Source organism: Nostoc sp. (genome assembly GCF_036919675.1).
GTDB lineage: Bacteria > Cyanobacteriota > Cyanobacteriia > Cyanobacteriales > Nostocaceae > Nostoc.
Window position 1 is genome coordinate 27,188 of sequence record NZ_JBALCP010000057.1, and the last position, 22,660, is coordinate 49,847.

Sequence of the window (22,660 nt, forward strand, 5' to 3'; positions counted from 1 at the left end):
CTTGCTCGAAGATAGTAACATTTGTGAGTGTTTATCAAAATAGAGAAGTAATATGTCAGAAGATTTAAAAGGCAAAGTTGCGCTGATCACAGGTGCAAACAAAGGTATCGGGTTTGAGATTGCCCGCCAATTGGGTTCTAGAGGTGCTACTGTTCTTGTTGGTGCAAGAGATATAGGACGTGGTGAAGAAGCAGCGAATAAACTTCGTTCAAATCAGATCGATGCCCGAACAATTCAGCTTGATGTCATCGATCAAAAAACAATTGACTCTGCGGGTAAACAAATCGAGAGCGAATTCGGAAAACTTGACATCCTTGTAAACAATGCTGGGATAGTAAGTGATGGCGATCGCTTTCCACCCAGTCAAGTTGAAATTGAAACACTGCGACACACTTACGAGACAAATGTGTTTGGAGTGTTTGCAGTTACAAAAGCCCTGTTGCCACTCTTGAAGAAGTCAAAAGCAGGGCGAATAGTGAATTTATCAAGTGGTTTAGGTTCTCTGACTCAAAACTCTGACCCAAATGGTGAGTTCGCTGATTCTAGGTATCTTGCTTATAACTCATCAAAGACAGCATTGAATGCGATCACAGTTCTGTTGGCCGGTGAACTTAAAGATACCCCGATTAAAGTCAATGCTGCTGATCCTGGTTTCACAGCAACTGACATTAATCAACACCGAGGGTACCGCACTGTTGAGCAGGGAGCGATCGCACCAGTAAGACTTGCTACTCTACCTGATGATGGTTCTAGCGGAGGGTTTTTTAATGAAAATGGCGTGGTTCCCTGGTAGAAAGTAAGGGGGCATGGGGCACTTGTACTGAGCATCTCGACTTCTCTACGAGACGCTACGCGAACGCTCGATGGAGCCGTTGTCGTAAAGCCTGCGGCATAGCTACGCTTAGGGCGCAGCTTCTCCAAGAGTTGTATTGAGCAGGAGTTAGAAAACTCGTTTCATCCACCTTTGAACTGGATGAATCCACCTTTGATACTCGTTAACGAGTGTTTGAACTGGATGAATCCACCTTTGATACTCGTTAACGAGTGTTTGAACTGGATGAATCCACCTTTAATACTCGTTAACGAGTGTTTGAACTGGATGAATCCACCTTTGATACTCGTTAACGAGTATTTGAACTGGATGAATCCACCTTTGATACTCGTTAACGAGTGCTTGAACTAGATAAATCCACCTTTGATACTCGTTAACGAGTGCTTGAACTAGATAAATCCACCTTTGATACTCGTTAATCAGTCTTTGAACTGGATGAATCCACCTCAGAATTCCGTTCATCCACCTTGTCCCCTTGTCCCCCACTCCCCACTCAATAGGGATTTGAATCAATCCGTCCCCTTTTAACACTCCTGAGATAGTAGCCAGAAGTTGGTCTATTTTTAAGATTAAAGGTGTCGCCCTTGCGAACTTTCCAAATTTTGTAATTGGAAAAGGTCAAAGGCGTTCGGGGTTCGCATACTTCAGGTATATGATTACCAAGTACAAAGTACACCGCACCCCTACCCATAACTCTCACTAAACCGTTTTTATCCACAAGAACCGATGTACTTTCACTAACCGCTATGCCTAAAACACTGCTAGATACACCGTCCTTAATTTGACGGGCAATAAAAGTCATAATTCGACCCATTCTTTCCCGCCTGTCGAAGTGCGTATCTACAATAGTTCCCTTCAAATTGCTCCAATTGAAAAAGTTGTAAGTAAAAGTGATGTCCCGGTAAGGATCTTCGAGTGCGTCTCTAGTTTCAATGCCTTTTTCGGAAGAAGCACAAGCATCATAGACACAATCACTTTGGATCATCGCACCCGCACTGGTGCCACCAACGCCACCACCCTTAAGGTAAACTGACTTAACGGCAGCCTCAAGCTTGGTATCTTTCCAGTTGCGGATGTATTCACATTGGTCGCCACCAGCAAAGAAAATCACATCAGCATTTCTGACTTTTTCATAAATCTCAGCTTTGTTTGCTTCTTGCCTATTGCTAATCACAAGAGTTTCCACAAACTTTACGCCCCTCATGGCATAAATTAGCCGATTGTAATCGTGATTACCATTAGTGCGGATAACTACAACATTAACTTTAGTGCCGGAGTCACTACCTCCCCTGACTTCGTTAATCATCCACTGGATGGCATCATCAACATCGGGGCCACCCCCACCTAAGCTCAGGACTGGGCCCGCTAAAGAAGAACGGATATCATTGGAGGGGGAGGGGCGGACATCAACAGTGTCACCCAGGAAGTAGCGTTTCCAGTTTTCGATAAAACGGGTTATAAGGAAGGTTCCCATATTCAACAACTTGATTCCTGTACTTATTCAAGCGCCTTGCTATGCTTGGGAATGCCTTTGTCATACTAAGCTTCTGGAGCAAACTGCAATTATTGCTAGGCTGTTACGCATTTTTATTGCTTATTTATTCGTGATCGTCGTTGATCATTAGTCCTTAGTCACTTGTATTTACAATTTGACCTTGGACAAAGGACTAATGACAGTTTTAACGAAAAAATCTGCAATTTAAACGCGCACTAGCTTAACTCTGGCACTACAGAGGGTAGAATTTCCAGCGTACAGGGCTTGTACTGTTTTTTTACGCCATAAGAACCCAGAGTAATCATTAATTCTCTGCCCTACTCTGCGAAAATCTCTACATTGCTTGTGTCCTTTATGGCTTTGAAATCCCCCTTCCCTACAAGAAAATGGGAGTAGGGGGATTAGATTGGGGAGCTTTTGGTGTTAGCAATAATACTTTTCAAACATTTTCTAAGGACTAATGTAATTTCAAAGAAAATTTACATTGGATTTAGATCCCCGACTTCTTCAAGAAGTCGGGGATCTAACAAGTCCCTTACCAGACAATTTGCGATCGCTCCAAGGCAACTCGCTGATATACTTCTTCAGTTTGCTTGGCTAATTTTAGCCAGCTAAAGCGCCGCTCTAAATCCTCATAAGCATTATCCACCAGCCATTGCCGATAACCTGGATTTTTCAACACTTCCAAAATTCCCCAAGCTAAAGAATCGGGATTATTCACCCAAGTAACAATGCCTGTTTTGGTATGTTGGACCACTTCTGGTAAACCACCAGTATCAGAAACTACTACAGGAACGCGGGAAGCAAAGCTTTCTAAAGCCACAATCCCAAAGGGTTCGTAAAGACTAGGAAACACGGCACAGTCAGCGACAGTTTGGAATCTATCTAAGTATCTATCAGAGATAAAACCTGTAAAATAGCAATGATGCCAAATTCCCAAATCCCAGGCTTGGCGCTTGAGATGGTCAGTATTGCCGCCACCAACGATGACAAGTTTAACGTTACCTCCCATTTGGGAAAGGATCTTAGGTACGGCATTGAGCAATACAGGTACACCCTTTTCATAGGTCATGCGACCGAGGTAGTAAACGATTTTCTCATCGTCTGTAGCGAATTGGCGGCGAAAATTCAGAGCATGAAAATCTACGTGATGCTGTTTCTTTTCGGCTCGGATTCCGTTATAAATAACATCGATTTTATCCCAAGGACTGTGTAGTACTCGTTCTATTTCTTGGCGCATATAGTCGCTACAAACAATAATCCGCCAAGCGTTGAAAGCCAGCAAGTTTTCTTTGCCATTAATATAGCCTTGGATGTCGGTGTGAATACCGTTATAGCGTCCGTATTCCGTAGCGTGAATTGTGGCAATTAGTGGTATTTTGAAATTATGCTTGAGAGCGATCGCAGCATCTCCTACTAACCAATCATGGGCATGAATTAAATCAAACGATCCCTCCTCTAGAATCAACTTACCACCGTGATCTCCCATACTCAGGTTGAGATTGACTACCCAGTGGAAAAAGTCATTACTATAGCCGACTGGCACCCGATGCACCTTTACGCCCTCAACTACCTCATACATTGATGCCTGACCAAACTCTGCTGTAATCAGGTGGACTTCATGCCCTAGCTTTACCAGTTCCGGGTACAACTCCGCTACATGCCGCGCAATTCCCCCAACAATCCTCGGCGGAAACTCCCAACTCAGTACTAGTATCTTCATCTGCTAGACTCCCCGACGCTTTACAAATATTTAAAAAACTACATTTATCTAAAAATACAAGGATGCTGAATGCAGTGAGTATGTTTACTAAAATTTTTAGATGTCTTTAACAGTGATTTTGTTAAAGCTTATCAAAGGTTATCAACTGTATGCTAGGGATAATAAGCAAGGTCAGGGTAAGCGCATCTTGTCAATAAATCCTCAAAGATGATCTAATAAGTAAGCATTATTGATCATCTTTTAGGCGACGCCAAATAGCCCGCACTTCTCTACGAGACGCTGCGCGAACAACATGGTTCGACTACTTCGGCTCCCTTCGGCTCCGCTCAGGGCAAGACGCTCAGTACAAGTGCGCTCACCAGCGGCTCAGTGACCATCCAAGACATCGCTTTGAGCCTTGCGAAACAAACCAAACTAGAAACTCTGATTATTCGTTAATCCACAAACCAAGGTTTTTGTCAAGACTAATTTAGATGCGCTTACCCTGTAAGCAAGGTATTATTCTAATTCGTAATTCGTAATTCGTAATTCGTAATTAGAACAATTGAGCGCCCGTTTTGCAACTCTGGCTTTAAGAAGGGGTAAGTAGCTGTTCAGTAATTTCTAGGCTTTCAAAAGCATTTGAGCCTGTATAAAAAGATTGTCTAATACCATTTCACTTTAATAATGATACAAATACGTTAGTAGGAGCATGGGATTGCCATGCCCCTACAAGAAATCTATCTGTATCAGGGTTTTCGTGAATTGGTATAACTCGTTTTCCCGATTTTTCGTTTGAAGCGTCTGAACTTGAATCTGAGTTTGTTTGTTTTAATGAATTTGACGAAATTGATGGCAAAACAATTTGGGATTTGAGCTATTGGATCGAAGTAAAAACAACTTCACCAGATCGTATTCCTGAATGCGACTATTCATTTGAGCAGTTCGAGCAATGGCGCAAGACTGGAGAATCTATGTATCGGGCTTTGACTCCCCCAACCTTAATAGGGAAGGGGGCTAGGGGGTTAAGTCTCTTTTATGTTTTTTCAGGTTGAGGTGTAGCCGTAGCCAATTGTCTCTAAGGATTAAGCACTCTTAAATTAGCTTTGATCTAAGCGCAGTACTGCCATAAAGGCTTCCTGGGGTACGTCCACTGTACCTACAGATTTCATTCGCTTTTTACCTTTTGCTTGCTTCTGTAATAGTTTCTTCTTCCGGCTGATGTCACCGCCGTAGCACTTGGCTAGTACGTCTTTCCGCAAGGCGGGGATGTGTTCGCTGGCGATAACTTTACTGCCAATAGATGCCTGAATTGGCACTTTGAATTGATGGCGAGGAATTAGTTCCTTGAGTTTCTCTGCCATTGCCCGTCCGACGTTGTAAGCTTTATCCCGGTGTACAATCATCGCCAAGGAATCTACGGGATCGCCGTTAATCATGATATCCAGCTTCACTAGAGGATTTTCACGGTAGCCGATCAGGTGATATTCCATGCTGGCATAACCGCGCGATCGCGACTTCATCTGGTCAAAAAAGTCAGTCACAACTTCCGCCAAGGGGAGTTCGTAAGTGAGGGTGGTTCGTCCTTGGGTGAGATATTTCATATCCTTGAAAATGCCACGGCGATTTTGTGACAACTCCATCAAGCTGCCGACATAGGTTTCCGGCGTAATCATCTCTACTTGGACGTAGGGTTCTTCAATTTTTTCGCGATCGTTGGGAGAAGGTAGACGGCTGGGATTATCGATGTACAGTTCCTCCCCTTTCAGGGTGATCACCTTATAAACCACCGAGGGGGCTGTAATGATTAAATCGAGATTATACTCTCGCTCTAGCCGTTCTTGGACAATTTCCATGTGCAACAAGCCCAAAAACCCGCAACGGAAACCAAACCCCATCGCGCTAGAAGTTTCTGGTTCGTAGTGCAGCGCCGCATCGTTGAGTTCGAGCTTTTCTAAGGCTTCCCGCAAGTCTTCAAATTGGTCAGCATCAATGGGGAACATCCCACAATAAACCATCGGGTTCGCTTCTGCGTAGCCTGGTAAGGGTGACTCCGCTTTCGCCTTACTTAGGGTAATTGTGTCTCCTACCCGGGCATCAGCTACAGCTCTAATTGCCGCTCCTAAATAGCCTACTTCCCCAGCGTGCAGTTCTTCAACTTGCTTTTGAGTAGGAGAAAGGACGCCTAACTCATCAATTTCAAATTCTTTACCGGATGCCATTAAATGAATGCGATCGCCTTTTTTCACGGTGCCATCCATCACCCGGAAATACACAATTACTCCCCGGTAGCTGTCGTAATAGCTATCAAATATTAACGCCCGTAAGCGTTCATTTATCGTATTGGGTGGTGGCGGTATCCGCTCGACAACTGCTTCTAAAATCTGATCAATACCAATTCCTTCTTTAGCAGAGGCCAGAATCGCACCACTGCAATCTAGACCGATAATTTCTTCAATTTCGCCTATTACGCGTTCTGGTTCAGCCCCTGGCAAATCAATTTTATTCAAAACCGGGATAATTTCCAGGTTGTTCTCTAACGCTAAATATACATTCGCCAAAGTTTGCGCTTCCACACCTTGGGACGCATCTACTACCAATAGTGCTCCTTCACAAGCCACAAGAGAGCGGGAGACTTCATAAGAGAAATCCACATGTCCCGGAGTATCAATCAAGTTCAGAACATACTGCTGACCATCCTTGGCTGTGTAGTTCATCCGGGCAGCTTGCAGCTTAATTGTAATCCCGCGCTCCCGTTCCAAATCCATATTGTCGAGAAACTGTTCCTTCATCTGTCGGTCTCCAACAGTGCCAGTAGCTTGCAGCAAGCGATCGGCAAGGGTTGATTTCCCGTGGTCGATGTGAGCAATAATACAAAAATTGCGAATGCGAACTGCGGGAACGTCAGTCATATACTATCTTTGCCTTAGCAGCAACCAAAGTTAAAAGAGCAATTTACTTAATGTATTTTAATGCTTTCTTAGCCAAGACGCTCCTAGCTTTTAGTGCTGAGTTCCGTTAGCGGATAGCTATGGTTTAGCCCGTGCTGAGTTAGGAATGGGGGAGTTAGGAGTTAGGAGTTACTATTATCTCTCCTGCTCCCCTGCCCCCCTGGTTACTGAGCGACCTGTCCTGAGCGGACTTTTACTAAGCATCTCGACTTCTCTAGGAGACGCTACGCGAACGCTCGATGGAGCCGGAGTCGAAGTAGCCGTTCGCGCAGCGTCCCGTAGGGAAGGAAGTCGAAGTATGCCTTTGTGCCTCCCCTCTTCACCCCATCTTTAAGTTTCGATCTAAATAGGTGGACTTTTAAGAATATTATGAAAGTCTATTTGTCACTGCTAGTAATCATCAGCTAGGAGCGTACAATAAATGTAAATAAGTACATGTAGGGATCATGTAGGGATCGTGGGTAATTACCACCCGTAATTGCCCGGAATCACTGATTTCTCGGCAAAACTTCTAGAGCCATTGTCTAGTCAGTTATATGAAAAATGCGATTTGAAAGTCAAAGCTGTTACTTTGGTGCTATTTCAGGGAACTATCTAACTGTGCCCTTGAAGATTTTTCAGCGAATTAGCCCAAATGATGAATATAACTACTTTACAAAGCTTTAGACAAAACCAATTCAGAGTATATCAAATCTATGAATATGCAAGAGAAAACTACCGAAGCGGAAAACACACGAGCCGATAAGGTAGAAATTGCTGTCCGCCTAGACTCCGAGTTACTAGAACAAATTCAGCATCTCACCAATGATCCAAGTAAAGTCATTGAGGTGGCGATTCGCCAGTGGTTAAGGGGTGAAATCCTTAGGGATGACGAACTGACGCGTACCCCTGTGCGTACCCCTGTTCCTCCTCGGGGTGAATGGAACGATTGACATGATCAATCAGCTGTCAATGCAAGTTAAAAAATGAAGTTTGCCAATCTAGATTTCAGAACACCAAGAAATACCCAATAAAATGAAAAAGCTGTAAAAATTTCTGCATAAATTTGAGCAGCTTTAGTAAAATTACGGTCGGATACCCTTTGTCTATCCAACTCAATTAATGACTATTACTGCCAATTCCCAATTGCCGAATGTATTTTCCCAAAATCTGGAATCTATCACCAGTAAGACTGATGGCTCATTACCAACTCTAGGAGCCGAGTTGGTGTATACGCAAGATGGGGCAGGGCGCTATCTGACCTTTTGTTGGCAGCAGAGCGAACTTGTGGGGTTAAATACTGAAAAAATAGTTGACGATCTCAACCAGTCCCAAACCTTTGTCCCAGTGGATAAAATTACTTATTTGGAACGATTGCACCGAATTTTGACAAGTTTGATGCCAGAAAGGTTTCAGTGTTGGTTTAGCTACCACCAGAAATTATTTGAGTTGGACTTAGTGATTAGTCCGATTATGCCGAGTTTGGGAACGACTGCCACTACAGTTTTAGTGATGGGACGGTTAGTGCAAGCGACACTAAACAAAAAACAAGTGCGTGTGGCACCAAAAACGCCCACACAAATAGAGTTGGCTTTACGTTCACAGCAACACCAAAAATTGGTAAATCGCATTACCAGAAATATTCGCCGGACATTGGATTTCGATATTATTTGGCAGCAAACAGTTGACAGTTTGGGGAAAGCACTGCGGCTAGAGCGCTGCATTATTTATCGTCCTTACCAGCCTTGTAGCTTAAAAGTGAAAGTGATGGCTGAGTATCATCAGCCAGAACTCAACTCAATCATACTAGGCTCAGAAGAAATAGATATAGCTTCTGAGCCTGCCTTTGCTCAGGCTTTGACAACCCTAGAACCGGTTGTGATGGAAGTGCCTGGATACACAAAGTCTGGGCGGCAGAACACTTTGGTGATTGCGACTTGCTATCAAGACCAAGCCAATGGATTGGTTGCCTTGACTTGGCAGGATGAATGCTACACACTAACAGAATCGGAATTAGAACTGGCAAAAGAAGCAGCAGATCAATTGGGAACTGCGATCGCACATGCTACTTTATATAAAGAATTAGAAGCAGCGCGTCAAAAAGCCGAAGAAGCTTCCCGCCTCAAAAGCGAGTTTCTAGCTAATGTATCCCATGAAATTCGTACCCCGCTCAACGGGATGATCGGCTTTTTGAAGCTGATTTTAGAAGGGATGGCAGATGATCCAGAAGAACAAAACCAATTTTTGGCAGAAGCTCACCAATTATCGATACATCTGCTGAATATCATCAACGACATTTTGGACATTGCCAAAATTGAAGCGGGCAAAATGGACCTAGTTTACGCTCCAGTCAAGCTAGATGAGCTATTCAGTGATGTAGAAAGTTTCATGCGTCCCCAAGCAGAAATGAGAAACCTCAGCTTCCGGATGCAAATGCCTGCTACCTCCGATGAAATCATTGTCCTAAGCAACTACCAACGATTGCTACAAGTTATGCTCAATTTGCTAGGTAACGCCATCAAATTTACCCATGAAGGTGGTGTCACTGTCAGTGCCGATTTAGTACTAAAAAAAGCGAAGCCGAACTTTCAAGGTCAGGAATTTCCTGGCATGGTGAGAGTCCGTGTGGCAGACACTGGCATAGGTGTTTCTTTGGACAAACAAGATAAACTGTTTCAATTATTCTCTCAGGTGGATGGCTCCCGCACTCGCCAGTACGGCGGTACAGGTTTAGGACTGGCAATATCCCAGAAGCTAGTGGAGGCAATGGGCGGCGAGGTACATTTTTATAGTCTGGGCGAAGGACTTGGTTCAACAGTGACATTTACAGTGCCACTATATCAACAGCCAGTCATGGTTTCATCTAGTGATAGCGACTCAACAAACAGTGCTGTTAGCGGTAGCGGGGCGTTTAGCCCGTGCTGAGTTAAGAGTTAGGAGTTAGGATACATTAGAATACTGGGTTTGAAGTTTTAAACATTATTATTTAATAACAAAATTGGGGATTGGAGATTGGAAAGAATTCCGTCTTTAGTCCACAAAAAAATTGTATAATTATAGGCTGGGTTGAGAAAAAAAACACAACAAACGCCTAAATGTTGGCTTTTGCTTTGCTCTACTCAATTTACGAAAAATAGTATTTTTGACCCCTTTTTACGGTGACGTATAGTTAAGAGCATTAAATCCTGCGTTCGTTGGACTGCAAAGCAGAATCTAAAGGCTAGAGTAAAGTAAGCAGGCTCACAGCAATGTAATTACTGTCTTCTTTATCAGGCGCCCTCTCTAGGCAGCCTCAACTCTTGGAGAGGCTGCGCCAACGACTCCGCCTAGAGAGTGTCATTAGTAATTACGAATTACGAATTGTTAATGCCCAATGACGCCACTTGCCTCAACCGGGGGAACTCCGGCAACGCAGTGGCTCCCCAATGCCCATCATTAACTTAGCAGGTCTAAAAGTATGGAACTCACAATTGACAACGTTGAAACAGTCTTAGATGAAATGCGCCCTTATCTGATGTCTGATGGCGGCAACGTGGAACTCGTAGAACTCGATGGGCCTGTTGTAAAACTGCGGTTGCAAGGTGCTTGTGGTTCTTGCCCCAGTTCTGCAATGACTCTGAGAATGGGTATTGAGCGCCGCCTCAAGGAAATGATTCCCGAAATTGCAGAAATTGAGCAAGTGGTGTAAAAGTTAGGAGTTAGGAGTTAGGAGTTATGAGTTTTGAATCAACTCCTAACTCCTCATTCTTAACTCCTAACTATTCTTATGTCCCATCCTCTTTACATCGCTTTTATCTGGCATCAACATCAGCCGCTGTACAAATCTCCTGGCAGCGGCGTTTCGCTATCTTCGAGTCAGCAGTACCGGCTACCTTGGGTACGTTTGCATGGGACTAAAGATTATTTGGATTTGATATTGCTTTTAGAGCGGTATCCTAAGTTACACCAAACAGTGAATTTAGTTCCATCGCTGATATTGCAACTTGAAGATTATATTGCTGGTACTGCTTTTGACCCTTATCTCACAGCCAGCTTGACACCAGATGAACAACTCAAGCAGCAACAGCGGGAATTCATTATCCAACACTTTTTCGATGCCAATCACCACACCCTGATTGACCCTCATCCCCGCTATGCCGAGTTGTACCAGCAAAGGCAGGAGAAGGGGCAAGCTTGGTGTTTGGCAAATTGGGAATTGCCAGATTATGGTGATTTGCTAGCTTGGCACAATTTGGCTTGGATCGATCCGCTCTTTTGGGATGACCCGGAAATTGCTGCTTGGTTAAAACAGGGACGGAATTTTACTTTAAGCGATCGCCAGCGCATTTATTCCAAACAGCGAGAAATCCTCAGCCGCATTATCCCCCAACATCGAAAAATGCAGGAGGCGGGGCAGCTAGAAGTTACCACCACGCCTTACACTCACCCGATTTTGCCCTTGCTAGCTGATACCAACTCTGGTCGGGTAGCTGTGCCCAATATGATACTACCTGAGCAGCGATTTCAGTGGGCAGAAGATATTCCCCGCCACTTGCGGAAAGCTTGGAACTTCTATAAAGAACGCTTTGGACAGATCCCTCGTGGTTTGTGGCCTTCGGAACAGTCAGTAAGTCCACAGATACTTCCAGATATTATTAACCAAGGATTTAAGTGGATATGCTCAGATGAAGCCGTCTTAGGGTGGACGCTGAAACAGTTTTTTCATCGGGATGGGGCGGGGAATGTGCAGCAACCAGAACTGTTGTACCAACCGTATCGCCTGCAAACCGCAGAGGGCGACTTGTCAATTGTGTTTCGTGACCACAGATTATCAGATTTGATTGGCTTTACCTACAGTGCGATGCCAGCAAAACAGGCAGCAGCGGACTTAGTGGGACATTTACAAGCGATCGCTAAAATGCAAAGAGATAGTCAAAGTGAACAACCTTGGCTAGTTACCATCGCTTTGGATGGGGAAAATTGCTGGGAATTTTATCCCCAAGACGGCAAACCCTTCCTAGAAGCTTTGTATCAAAGTTTGAGCGATGAACCCCACCTCAAACTCGTCACCGTCTCCGAATTTCTGGAAGAATTTCCAGCCACAGCCACTATTCCCGGAGGGCAACTACATAGCGGTTCTTGGGTGGATGGCAGCTTCACCACTTGGATCGGCGATCCTGCCAAAAATCGTGCTTGGGATTACTTGACAGAAGCCAGGAAGCTGTTGGCAAGTCATCCCGAAGCGACGGAAGAAAACAACCCAGAAGCCTGGGAAGCATTATATGCCGCAGAGGGTTCTGACTGGTTTTGGTGGTTTGGTACAGGACACTCTTCAAATCAAGATGCCATCTTTGACCAGTTATTTCGAGAACATCTGTTTGGCATTTACAAGGCATTAAATGAACCTGTACCGCCCTATCTCAAGCAACCAGTGGAAATCCACGAAGCACAGGGAAACCACACCCCACAAGGGTTTATTCATCCCGTCATCGATGGTAAGGGTGATGAACAAGACTGGGACAAAGCTGGACGCATAGAAATCGGTGGGGCGCGGGGGACGATGCACAATAGCAGTGTCATCCAGCGACTTTGGTATGGGGTAGATCACCTCAATTTTTATTTGCGGCTGGACTTTAAAAGTGGCGCTGCACCAGGGCAGGATTTGCCAACAGAGTTGAATCTGCTCTGGTTTTATCCAGAAAAAACAATGGTCAACAGCCCAGTTCCCTTGGCAGATTTACCAGATGCAGCCCCACTTAATTACCTTTTCCACCATCTTTTGGAAATTAACTTGCTGACACAATCGATTCAGTTTCGGGAAGCTGGAGACAATTGTCAATGGCATCCCCGTTTCAGCCGCGCTCAAGTAGCTTTAAATAGTTGTTTAGAGTTGGCAGTGCCGTGGGCAGACTTGCAAGTTCCGCCAGATTATCCGTTGCGCCTGATTTTGGTGCTTGCGGATGAAGGGCATTTTTCCAACTACTTACCAGAAAATGCTTTGATTCCCATTGAGGTGCCTTAGAACTCACTACCCTTGGTGTTATAGCTTTTCACAAAATACTTATACCAATTCTTTGTGAAACTGCACAAAATCACGCTTGGTAAGACTTGGGGCAAAATTCCCTTGTTCTATGTAACCTCACAGGTAATCAGTATTAGTCCAGTGGGCGTGTAAATCTAGCTACCATCTCAATTAACAAGACTTGGGGCTTAACAAGGGGCAAAATCCCCTTGTTAAAGGTCGGCAAAGTTGCGCCCCTACAGTCGATTCATGTGTTGCAAAGATTTTTGGAAAACATATTTAATTCTTTCTTGTCAATCCGTAAGTTCTACAAAAATTTATTTTTGCTTTTTGAATTTTTAACAGAAAAGTAATGAGGATTTAGCGAAGATGCAGTAATTTTACTGTTACCAAGAAATATTTATCGTAAAATTAGAGACATGTCAGAGTAAATATCCTATACTAATGAATCGCTTTTATCAGAAAATAACAAATTCTCAAGAGAGCATTTCACAGCAAACTCAACTTGGTCAGATGTGTGGTTCCAAGAAGCTATTTCGCGATCGCTATGAAATATTGCAAATTTTGGGTAGAGGTGGTTTTGGCATCACTTTTTTAGCCAAAAATACCCTATTACCTGGGAAGCCCCTGTGTGTTATTAAACAGCTTTGTCCGAAAGTGACTAATCCGCAAAGTTGGCAAAGGGCATGTATGCGCTTTGAAAAAGAAGCAAGAACTTTGGGTCAACTCGGTAGTCATTCGCAAATTCCCATGTTATTAGATTACTTTCAGGCGAATGGAGAGTTTTTCTTAATTCAAGAATACGTACCGGGTTTGACTTTGGCACGAGAAGTGCGGCAAACTGGGCCCAAAGGTGAAACCTCAGTTAAACAGTTTTTACAAGAATTATTACCAGTATTACAGTATCTTCATCAACATCGTGTAATTCATCGGGATATTAAGCCCCAAAATTTATTGCGGTGTGAGGATGATGGGCGGGTAGTGCTGATTGATTTTGGTGCGGTGAAAGAGCAATTAGTTGATGTTTGTGAAAACTCAATCAATCAAGCTGCACACACCAATTTTATTGGGACTAGGGGATTTGCACCACCAGAACAGTTTTCTCTACATCCAGTTTATGCCAGTGATATTTATGCACTGGGTATAACTTGTATTTATATGTTGACTGCTAAAAGTCCTTTAGAATTTGAGTACGACGCGAATTCTGGTGAGATATGCTGGGAAAAAGAGGTAAATATTAGCGACAGTTTCGCTCATATTTTAGGAAAAATGGTGAAAGTTACGTTAAATGATCGGTTTAAGACTGCCGATGAAGTGATGAAAGCTTTAAGTAAGAAAAGCTATTTGCCTACTTTGGCAAACTGTCTAACTACCCAAAAATTAAATAATAAAAGTATTATACAACACGAAAATTTTCAGGAAACTCCTGATGTATACATACCACCTGTCGCCAGAACTGCTAGTGCTATTCGGAAATGGAGAGCAAAGCTCAAGTAAACAAGGTGACAGAATTAAGTTGAAGCTTTATTTGGCTAAGGTATCAAAAGAATAATTAATCATGGGCGATTTAAAATATTAAAAACAAATTTAGTAAGCATTTTGACTAGATTTCATAGTCAGTAATGGTTAATTAATCAGGGTTTAACTTAATACTTAGTCACTTGTCGCCTGCCAATATACAAGCAAAATTACTAGGGCTAACATTTCAGAAAAAATTTCTATTCAGATTATTATATAATCGAGAGAATAATTAATCTTATGGCTCTCGTAGTTTTCCACAGATAAGGAAGACTGACTACTATTTACAAACGCTAACGATATAAGTAATTCCCCAATCCCCAGACAGGGTTTTCTACCACAAGTAAGCGAGAGTCAATTTTCTTAAGGGAAAGTTAGGGGCAAACTTAGCCTAAGTTGTCATGCAGTCGCGCCTGTCAGATCATGATCTGCTGCTTAAATCCCGATTGCCCAAATCCCCTGAATCCCAATGGAAAGAAGTTTTGCCAAAGTTGTAGCACCCCATTGGTGTCACTTTTAAGAAATCGCTTCCGTGTCATCCGAGTCCTTTCAGATGAGGGGGGATTTGGCAGAACCTATCTATCAGAAGACGTAGATAAACTCAATGAACGCTGTGTTATCAAGCAATTAGCTCCAAAATTCCAAGGAACTTGGTCGCAAAAAAAGGCGATGGAGTTGTTTGCAGAAGAAGCGCAGCGACTACAAGACCTTGGGGAACATCCCCAAATTCCGACTTTGCTAGCTTACTTTGATCAAGATGGCTGCCTATATTTAGTGCAGCAGTTTATCAATGGGGAGAATTTGTTAAAGGAGTTGCAACAGCGCAAGGCGTATAAAGCTAGTGAAATTCAATCTATTTTGCTAGATTTACTGCCCATCCTCAAATTTATCCACGATCGCAAAGTCATTCATCGGGATATCAAGCCAGAAAATATTATCCGCCATAAAAGTGATGGGCGATTAAGTCTGATTGATTTTGGTTCCTCAAAGCAATTCACCGCCAGAGTTCAGCAGAAATCTGGTACATCCATTGGTTCGCATGGTTATTCTCCCCTAGAACAGATTAGAGATGGTAAAGCTTTTCCCGCCAGTGACTTATTCGGTTTAGGGGCTACCTGCTTTCATCTGCTAACGGGAAATTCCCCCTTTCAGTTGTGGATGGAATCTGGGTACGCCTGGGTGAGTAATTGGCGGCAATATTTGCGGAGTCCATTAAATCCGGAGTTGGATTTTGTGATCGACAAGCTTTTGAAAAAAGACATCCAGCAACGTTACCAGTCAGCCGATGAAGTCCTCAGAGACTTGACTCCAAAACAACTCCTCGCACTACCACCAGCCGGGAAATCCTCTGGAAAAATACCACCAACTAAGGCCCCATATTTACCAAAAAGTTATCCCTTACTGAGAATTTTAATTTTGCTAAGTGCTTTGATTCTGTTGTTCGGATTCCAAAAATCTTGGTATAAACATTTTCGCCGGATTCAGACCAGTTTAGTCTCTAGGCTTCAGCACAATAGCCCTGGCAAAGATGAAGCGCTTTTAGGTCAACCGTCAAAGATTACCTTGGCAAAGGTTTCCTTAGCTAACACCCTCCAAGGACATGGAAACTCGGTTTTATCTGTCGCCATCAGCCCCGATGGCAAAACCATTGCCAGCAGTGGCGGCGATCGCACCATCAAACTTTGGAATCTAGCAACCGGAAAAGCAATCTCTTTACTCAACGCGCATTCTCAGCAGGTAAATGTCGTAGTCATCAGCCCAGATGGCAAAACTCTGGTTAGTGGTAGTGATGATAACACCATCAAAATTTGGAATTTGACAACGCGAAAGCAAATTCGCACTTTGCAGGGGCATTCTGACTCAATTCATGCCCTAGCCATCAGTGCTGATAGCGAGACTCTAGTTACTGCCAGTGATGACAACACGATCAAAATCTGGGATTTGGCAACAGGAGAGCAAATTCGGACACTGGCAGGGCATACATTTTGGGTGCGCTCAGTAGCCATCAGCCCCGATGGTGTGATTCTTGCCAGTGGTAGTTTTGACAAAACTATCAAAATCTGGAATCTAACAAAGGGATACCCAATCCGCACACTAGAAGGAAATTCTCAAACAGTAACAACCGTAGCAATTAGCCCAGATGGGAGAACTTTAGCCAGTGCTAGCCGCGATCGCACCATCAAACTTTGGAATCTACCTACGGGAAAAGAAATTCGCACACTGGCGGGACATGGCAACACTGTCACATCCGTAGCCTTCAGTGCCGATGGTAAAATTCTTGCTAGTGGTAGCCGCGATCGCACCATTAAACTCTGGAATCCAGCCACAGGAGAGGAAATTCTCACATTGGCAGGGCACACCAACACTGTGACATCCGTCGCCTTCAGTCCTGATGGCAAGACCCTTGTCAGTGGTAGTGAGGACAATACTATTAAGATTTGGCGGTTGTCTCAGTGAGGAGGAATCATCCTGAATTGCATCGGGGTGCATAGATGTGCATTGGTGTCAACTTAAACTAAAACACGCAATTTGCCATCGTTTTAAATCACCCAACCCCCAAGATCGCAAAATGTCTGTTTAAGAGAATCGCTTTGCTCATAAATATCTTTCTGGTGGCAGCAAATTATCAAAGCGCCAAATTTTGATAACGTGTGTTCAAATATATACTGTTGTTTGCTATATATCAACCTATCTTACTTTTCACGCCATCTGAAAAAGCCCACGAAAAACCTAACCCCCTTCCCGACGCGGGAAGGGGGAAAGTTCAAAGTCTCTGACGCCACATGCTTCTCCCTTGGCGCTAGCCTCTCCCTTTGGGAGAAGGGGAGACGCTGCGCGTAGCTTGCTTCCCCGCAGGGGTACAAGTTGGCAGAGCGCAAGGGCGCAGTGGCTCCTCCTTTTAGGAGAGAGAAATAGAAGTGAGGTTTTCCAGATACCGTGAAAAGTCAGATCAACCTATTGGGTTGTCAAATAGCTGCTGGTGGGCAGCAACTTGCCCCTGAAATGTGCAGCCGATGAAAAACAGACGATTGGTTTGATACGTAGTCAAAACAAGGTTTGGGATCTGAGCAGCCAGGTTTTTTATTCGACATAAAGCGATAGTTTCAAATAATCTAAATTATCAGAAGATAGTCAATCTGTATTTACCGAGTTCATGTGGATTCCAATTTTTTAATTATTAAGCCCACCCCTGACCAAAATCACTGGATTTTTAAACCAGAGGCGATAGCTGCGGAAATATTGCTTTCTACTTATCGGCATCTGTCATCCCTGAAGACGTAATTTTTGGTTTTAAAAATAAATATTTTCCCTTCTGGAATCGAGCTAGCTTTAATGCGATCGCTAACTACACTATTGCCTAATTTGTCATGCATCGGAATCTATATGTATACCAAAATGCTTATTTGGCTGATCACAAATGCAACTTTAAGCAGATTTATATTTGCAGCTAAAGATTGATGCTGGCGCTGTCATAATTTAATATACTTTAATTATTATTTAGAACAATTTAACTGAGGAATGTGATCGTGAAACGCTTTAATGTCTCTAAAATTCTGGGAAGTAGTGTTCTAGCTTTAAGTTTGGCTACGTTGCCCACAGTTCTACCTGCTTCTGCTCAGACAACAACCACTCCTGATTCTAGTGTTACAGATACTACTACAGGTCGCACTGCTACTGACGGAAATCATCGGGATGGTGATTGGGGTTTACTGGGCTTGCTCGGTTTATTTGGTTTATTTGGTCGCAAGAGCCGCAGAGGCGATGATATTGTAGGTAATGGTGACTCTAATGTGGTAGGCTCTTCTGGCTCCCGTTCTAACTTGTAGGCAGCATGTAAAAATAAGTTGTACAAATTTGATTTGGAATGGGTTGCTAAATATAGCTTTTACGTGAAAATTGTTCATGTTATTTTTACACAGCTCCTTAATAAGGAGTTGTGTTGTAATTTGGCATAAGTTATAAAGATAATTATGGGTAAAGCCTGCCAATGCAGGCTTTGTTTGTATGTTTACATTTTTTTGTATACATATAATTGGAAAAAAATGGAAGATTCAGTATTTATTATATTTCTTGTTTTTGGGTGTATTTGGATTTTGATGGGAGTTATAGGTTGGATTGCGTTTTTAAAATCTGAGGGTGAGGAAATTAAGTTTGGGAAGTGGGGACTTATAGTTGCTATTCCAATCCTAATACCAATAATTATTGCTTTGATTATTAGTATATTTTATTATTAGGGACTTCCAGTTAAAAAAACATCCCATCGTAGGGGCGCAAGGCCAAGATCCCCTACAAATGTGCAAATAATTTTGGATAATTTATTTTTTGTCAGTCCCTTAACTGTTAATTGCACCCCTAACCAAAATCACTGTACTTTCTACACCAGAGGCGATCGCTTCTGGAATATTACCTTGAATCGCCTGCTGCAACAATCCCTCGTGCGAAGCTCCCAAAACTACAACATCGTAACCTTCGGTTTTCACTAGGTTAATCACACCTTCCGCTACTGAATTAGCTTGGACTGGGAGAGCAACTACAGTACTGGACAATTGGCAGCGACGCATCAAATGGCGGATGGGTTTTTCAAAAACTGACATATCTGATTTTGGTTCAGATGGCTTAAACACTTGTGTCAGGCGAATTTGCGGTTTACTTCCCAATGTAATTAAAGCCGGGAGCAATTTAATCGCTAGCGGGGAATTGGGGCCACCAGCCATCGGGATTAGCCAGCGATTGAAGGAGGGCTGAGAATGAAGTGTTGATTGCACTGTAGTGCCTAATTTTACTAACACTACTTCGCAAGTGGCTTGGCGAATTAGGGTGTCTACAACGCTGCCAAAAATCCGACCAGGGGTAGATGTGCTACCTTTCCATCCCATTAAAATTAGGTCGATGTGTTGTTCGTTGATTGTCTCCAAGATTGCCTGCGCGACATCGTGAGGTATCGGCTCAATAAATAGGGGGAGCCGATACCATTTTACTTTGCACAAAAAGTGGGAGAATGTCTCGTAAGAAGCAGTACTTACAAATAATGACAATCACTAATGTCAGTCACCAATACGTTATATGCGCTTCGCTTCTAGGGCACACTGGAGCCAAAAGCTCCTGAACCGAGTTCATCATCTGGACTGTCGCACCAATCGCTTACATACGATTTAGATGGATGGTGGGGATCGAGGAGAAGACTTTATGCGTTGGATGATGGATGTTTTTCGGTGGATTGTTGAGGTCGTTAAGAAAACTTTTGCTGTTTCTGGATAAGTTTTGGCAACACAAATGTATAATTAATTAGGAGAACATGCTCATGTCTAATCAAGATGTCGTTAAGTTTGGTGATACCTTCTATATCAAGCATGAGAGCAGTAAATACTTGATTGCGGTTGAACAAGGACGCTACAACTGGCCGAAGTTGAGCCAAGAGAAAAAAAAAGTAATAAAACTTGAACTTGTGGGCGGCAATGGCGAGGTTCAAGCCAACAGCCGCATCAAAATCAGAACGACAGAATCAGCAATGGGCAACAATAATATTTTGGGGGCTTTTGCGGATAGCCATGATTGTTACTATTGGCAAGATGGCTATGATGAGGATAAACAGAGCTGGCAGATTACTAAAGCTGATGGCGATACAGGTCTAATTCGCTATGGTGATCGCGTTCGCATCACCAACATCTCCTACAGTAATCAAAGCCTAGCTCCCGATATAAAGTACGATGGTTATATAACTACCGTGGAAAATGCTGGCGACTCGTGGATCTTAGCACCTGCTGCCGCTGTAGACAGTTCTTATAGAGGTTTAGACGATACGGGGAGGCACGATCCGGAAGAAGTAAGTGATGGAGAGGAGGATGATGATGATGTTCCTACTTGGTTCTAATTCATCTGTACTACCGTCTTCTTCTCATTCGTCATCGTGGTTTTGCGTCGTGTTGCGTGTTTGACGCTAACCACTGATACAGCAAAGATACTGATCTTGCTTTAAAGTTTCTGTGAACGGTTCCAAAAAACAATTACTTAGGACTTACGCATTGATAGAGTAGTAAAATTCCCTACGTACTTATACTTCCCTAGTCCCTGATTTATGTACTAAGCTGTCGCGTATATAACTTGCACTTTTGATGTTCTGGAACCCTTATTGCAACGAGGACACTCTAGAAAATTAAAGACGCGACAGCTTAGCGTCACCGCTTGTCAACTCATATCTAAGCCTTAGGCAGGCTTCGCCAACAACTATGCAGTTTGGCTGTATTTCACCTTTCCGTTAAGCTACTGTGACGTTGAGAAAATGTGATAAGCATACCCAGTCTGAAAATTGCGCTTTTTTCCGGTCATGACTTTTCATTGATAAGTTGAAATGGGGAGTGATAAAAATGAATATACTGCCTCAAAAACTACAGTTCATCTCCAAGCATGAACAAGCTTTTGAGATTAAGAATCTAAATGGATTAGAACTCTTCAAATCTTTTGTTGCAAAAATTGAGAAAATCGCAGAGGGGTGTTTTCTAGAAGCCGGGTGTAAAGTTAAAGCAGATCGAATCTATTTTGCGCGGTTTAGTTTGGGATTCAAGCTCGAAAACACAACCCAACTAGGTGTAATAATTGACTTCTTTGATCAAATCAATTCAAGAATTGATGTTGATCTAAATTACTCACTAATTGATAGATTCCTTACGGTTGATTCTGATATCAGCAAAATTAGCAAGTTCATGTTTGGTGTTGATCTGCCTAGAGACCCTGCAGAGTCATCATTAGACATTGGTCTGACTGTTAAAGATTATCCAGAGAAACAAGAACTGGCGATTAACCTATATTGGGAAGAATCTAGAAGCAGATGCACGAACATTGCTGATTAAAAACTCTCTGCACATGGGTTTCGATTTTGGCTTTAAGGGCGAAAGCAACATCGAGCTTTATCCCCGCTTTAATAAATATGAGTGGCAGCAGCCCAATGTACAACAACGATTAATGCAAGTCCTCTCGCCAACAGTCTTGAAGCTTCTACCAATCTGTAACTGGATTTACATCGGGCTATCAACAGCCAATCCATCCCGAAAAATCTACTACTATTTAGAAAATTTTAATGACTTTTTCACTTACTTTCCTGCCAATGATCTGGCTCATAAAGTTCATGCCTACTATCAGCACCAACCTGTAAAAAGCATGGCGATCGCTGTTCTAGAAAGTGAGCTACAGTCTCAGCACATCGAGGAAATGAATCTTTATTACGTTCTATAAAAATGAAAACTAATTGAGAATTAACTCTAATTCTCGTCCGTTTTGCAATACTTTCACTACACTCAATCGGTCTTTATTGGCAGTAGTCGAGTAGATTGTATATAAAGGGTTGCACACTACATTAGTGGTGTAGTTCACCCCACCCACCCGCGCACCTGTTTGGTCTAAGTGTTGCCAAGGACTGCTCTCTAGTCCCGACGCATATACTTCTGTTTTCTCGCTTTCAAAATCAACGTGGTTTTTAATTAGTAGGTTCGATAAATATCCTGCTGATATGGATATCCCAATATCTTCTAAAAACTCTAATAATTTGCCTTGGGTCATGTTACCAAGGCAGCTTTGCGGGGGAAGCTTCCCCCGCAAACGTGCCGCCCCGTAGTACAGACTAATCACTAAGGTTTTGATTCCAGACCCGAATTCCCCTTCGTAACCACAAGGAAGTTCGGCTAAATAGGTTTTTCCAACTGATGATGAGTAGTATTTTTCTTTCCGGAATAATATGTTGTCCGTTAAGAGAGTGATGTCTTGGATGATTACTTCTTGATAACCTTTAAATTCTGCGTCTGCTGGCAGTTTGTCTTGGGGGTATTTCAGTATTTCTTCTCTATCTATTTTAATCGTCCCGTTCTTACTGCCTTTGCTGTGCTTTTTTAGGGTCTGTCGTTCTTTTTCTGATGAGTGATTTTTGGCATCCCCTTTCTTGTTGGCTTTGATGTCTGGCTGACTTTTTTCTCCTTTCAGGCGGTTATTTTCATCTTTTAACTGTTGATTTTCTGCTCGTAATTCTTTTACTTCTGCTTGTAATTGCTCTATGAGGTTCAGTAATATTTCTATTGTTCGACGCATTGATTCGTCTGCAATTTCTTTTGGCTCGATGGCTTGCAGTATCTCTTCTCCCGTTTTCTTACTCGAATCTAGCTTTTGCGTCATGTCTGATATTTTATTATGTTCT

General features: G+C 42.9%; 15 protein-coding genes and 2 pseudogenes. 11 read left to right on the forward strand and 6 right to left on the reverse strand.

Features of this window, described 5'->3' with window-relative positions; all coding sequences use genetic code 11:
* Positions 1-52: 52 nt before the first annotated feature.
* Positions 53-793 carry an SDR family oxidoreductase gene (locus V7K49_RS10855; RefSeq protein ID WP_334869257.1) on the forward strand — a complete coding sequence of 247 codons (741 nt, stop codon included), beginning with the start codon at positions 53-55 and terminating at the stop codon, positions 791-793.
* A gap of 276 nt (positions 794-1,069) precedes the next feature.
* Here the strand turns inward: V7K49_RS10855 and V7K49_RS10860 are convergent, their stop codons facing one another.
* From V7K49_RS10860 to lepA, 4 genes are all read right to left on the reverse strand, one after another.
* Positions 1,070-1,294: a hypothetical protein gene (locus V7K49_RS10860; RefSeq protein WP_335205540.1), complete on the reverse strand. Its 225-nt coding sequence runs from the start codon at positions 1,292-1,294 to the stop codon at positions 1,070-1,072.
* Positions 1,295-1,325: 31 nt separating this feature from the next.
* The gene (locus V7K49_RS10865; RefSeq protein WP_335205541.1) at positions 1,326-2,306 is read right to left on the reverse strand and encodes a cyanophycinase; all 981 of its coding nucleotides are present in this window, start codon (positions 2,304-2,306) and stop codon (positions 1,326-1,328) included.
* A gap of 556 nt (positions 2,307-2,862) precedes the next feature.
* On the reverse strand, positions 2,863-4,050 hold the full coding sequence (locus V7K49_RS10870; RefSeq protein ID WP_335205542.1) for a glycosyltransferase family 4 protein: 1,188 nt from the start codon (positions 4,048-4,050) through the stop codon (positions 2,863-2,865).
* Between the two features lie 1,079 nt (positions 4,051-5,129).
* Positions 5,130-6,941, reverse strand: coding sequence for a translation elongation factor 4 (gene lepA / locus V7K49_RS10875; protein ID WP_334869249.1), 1,812 nt, complete (start codon positions 6,939-6,941; stop codon positions 5,130-5,132).
* Positions 6,942-7,675: 734 nt separating this feature from the next.
* Between lepA and V7K49_RS10880 the strand changes: the two genes are divergently transcribed.
* From V7K49_RS10880 to V7K49_RS10915, 8 genes are all read left to right on the forward strand, one after another.
* Entirely contained in the window at positions 7,676-7,912 is a 237-nt protein-coding gene (locus V7K49_RS10880) for a hypothetical protein (RefSeq protein ID WP_012408258.1), read from the forward strand.
* Between the two features lie 169 nt (positions 7,913-8,081).
* On the forward strand, positions 8,082-9,884 hold the full coding sequence (locus tag V7K49_RS10885) for an ATP-binding protein (RefSeq protein ID WP_335205543.1): 1,803 nt from the start codon (positions 8,082-8,084) through the stop codon (positions 9,882-9,884).
* Positions 9,885-10,416: 532 nt separating this feature from the next.
* Entirely contained in the window at positions 10,417-10,647 is a 231-nt protein-coding gene (locus tag V7K49_RS10890) for a NifU family protein (RefSeq protein ID WP_012408256.1), read from the forward strand.
* A gap of 78 nt (positions 10,648-10,725) precedes the next feature.
* Positions 10,726-12,960: a glycoside hydrolase gene (locus V7K49_RS10895; RefSeq protein WP_335205544.1), complete on the forward strand. Its 2,235-nt coding sequence runs from the start codon at positions 10,726-10,728 to the stop codon at positions 12,958-12,960.
* Between the two features lie 444 nt (positions 12,961-13,404).
* The gene (locus tag V7K49_RS10900; protein ID WP_335205545.1) at positions 13,405-14,457 is read left to right on the forward strand and encodes a serine/threonine-protein kinase; all 1,053 of its coding nucleotides are present in this window, start codon (positions 13,405-13,407) and stop codon (positions 14,455-14,457) included.
* 444 nt (positions 14,458-14,901) lie between these two features.
* On the forward strand, positions 14,902-16,935 hold the full coding sequence (locus V7K49_RS10905) for a serine/threonine-protein kinase (RefSeq protein WP_335205546.1): 2,034 nt from the start codon (positions 14,902-14,904) through the stop codon (positions 16,933-16,935).
* A gap of 1,070 nt (positions 16,936-18,005) precedes the next feature.
* On the forward strand, positions 18,006-18,305 hold the full coding sequence (locus tag V7K49_RS10910; RefSeq protein WP_334869236.1) for a WGxxGxxG family protein: 300 nt from the start codon (positions 18,006-18,008) through the stop codon (positions 18,303-18,305).
* Between the two features lie 216 nt (positions 18,306-18,521).
* Positions 18,522-18,713, forward strand: coding sequence for a hypothetical protein (locus tag V7K49_RS10915; RefSeq protein ID WP_334869234.1), 192 nt, complete (start codon positions 18,522-18,524; stop codon positions 18,711-18,713).
* 99 nt (positions 18,714-18,812) lie between these two features.
* Here the strand turns inward: V7K49_RS10915 and V7K49_RS10920 are convergent.
* Positions 18,813-19,454 (reverse strand): annotated as a pseudogene (locus V7K49_RS10920) (universal stress protein); the annotation flags it as partial.
* Positions 19,455-19,780: 326 nt separating this feature from the next.
* Between V7K49_RS10920 and V7K49_RS10925 the strand changes: the two are divergent.
* Entirely contained in the window at positions 19,781-20,350 is a 570-nt protein-coding gene (locus V7K49_RS10925; protein WP_335205547.1) for a hypothetical protein, read from the forward strand.
* Positions 20,351-20,843: 493 nt separating this feature from the next.
* Positions 20,844-21,708: pseudogene (locus V7K49_RS10930) on the forward strand (LynF/TruF/PatF family peptide O-prenyltransferase).
* A gap of 9 nt (positions 21,709-21,717) precedes the next feature.
* On the opposite strand, the gene V7K49_RS10935 reads toward V7K49_RS10930, so the two are convergent.
* Positions 21,718-22,638, reverse strand: a complete 921-nt coding sequence (locus tag V7K49_RS10935) for a hypothetical protein (protein WP_335205548.1) — start codon at positions 22,636-22,638, stop codon at positions 21,718-21,720.
* Positions 22,639-22,660 lie beyond the last annotated feature (22 nt).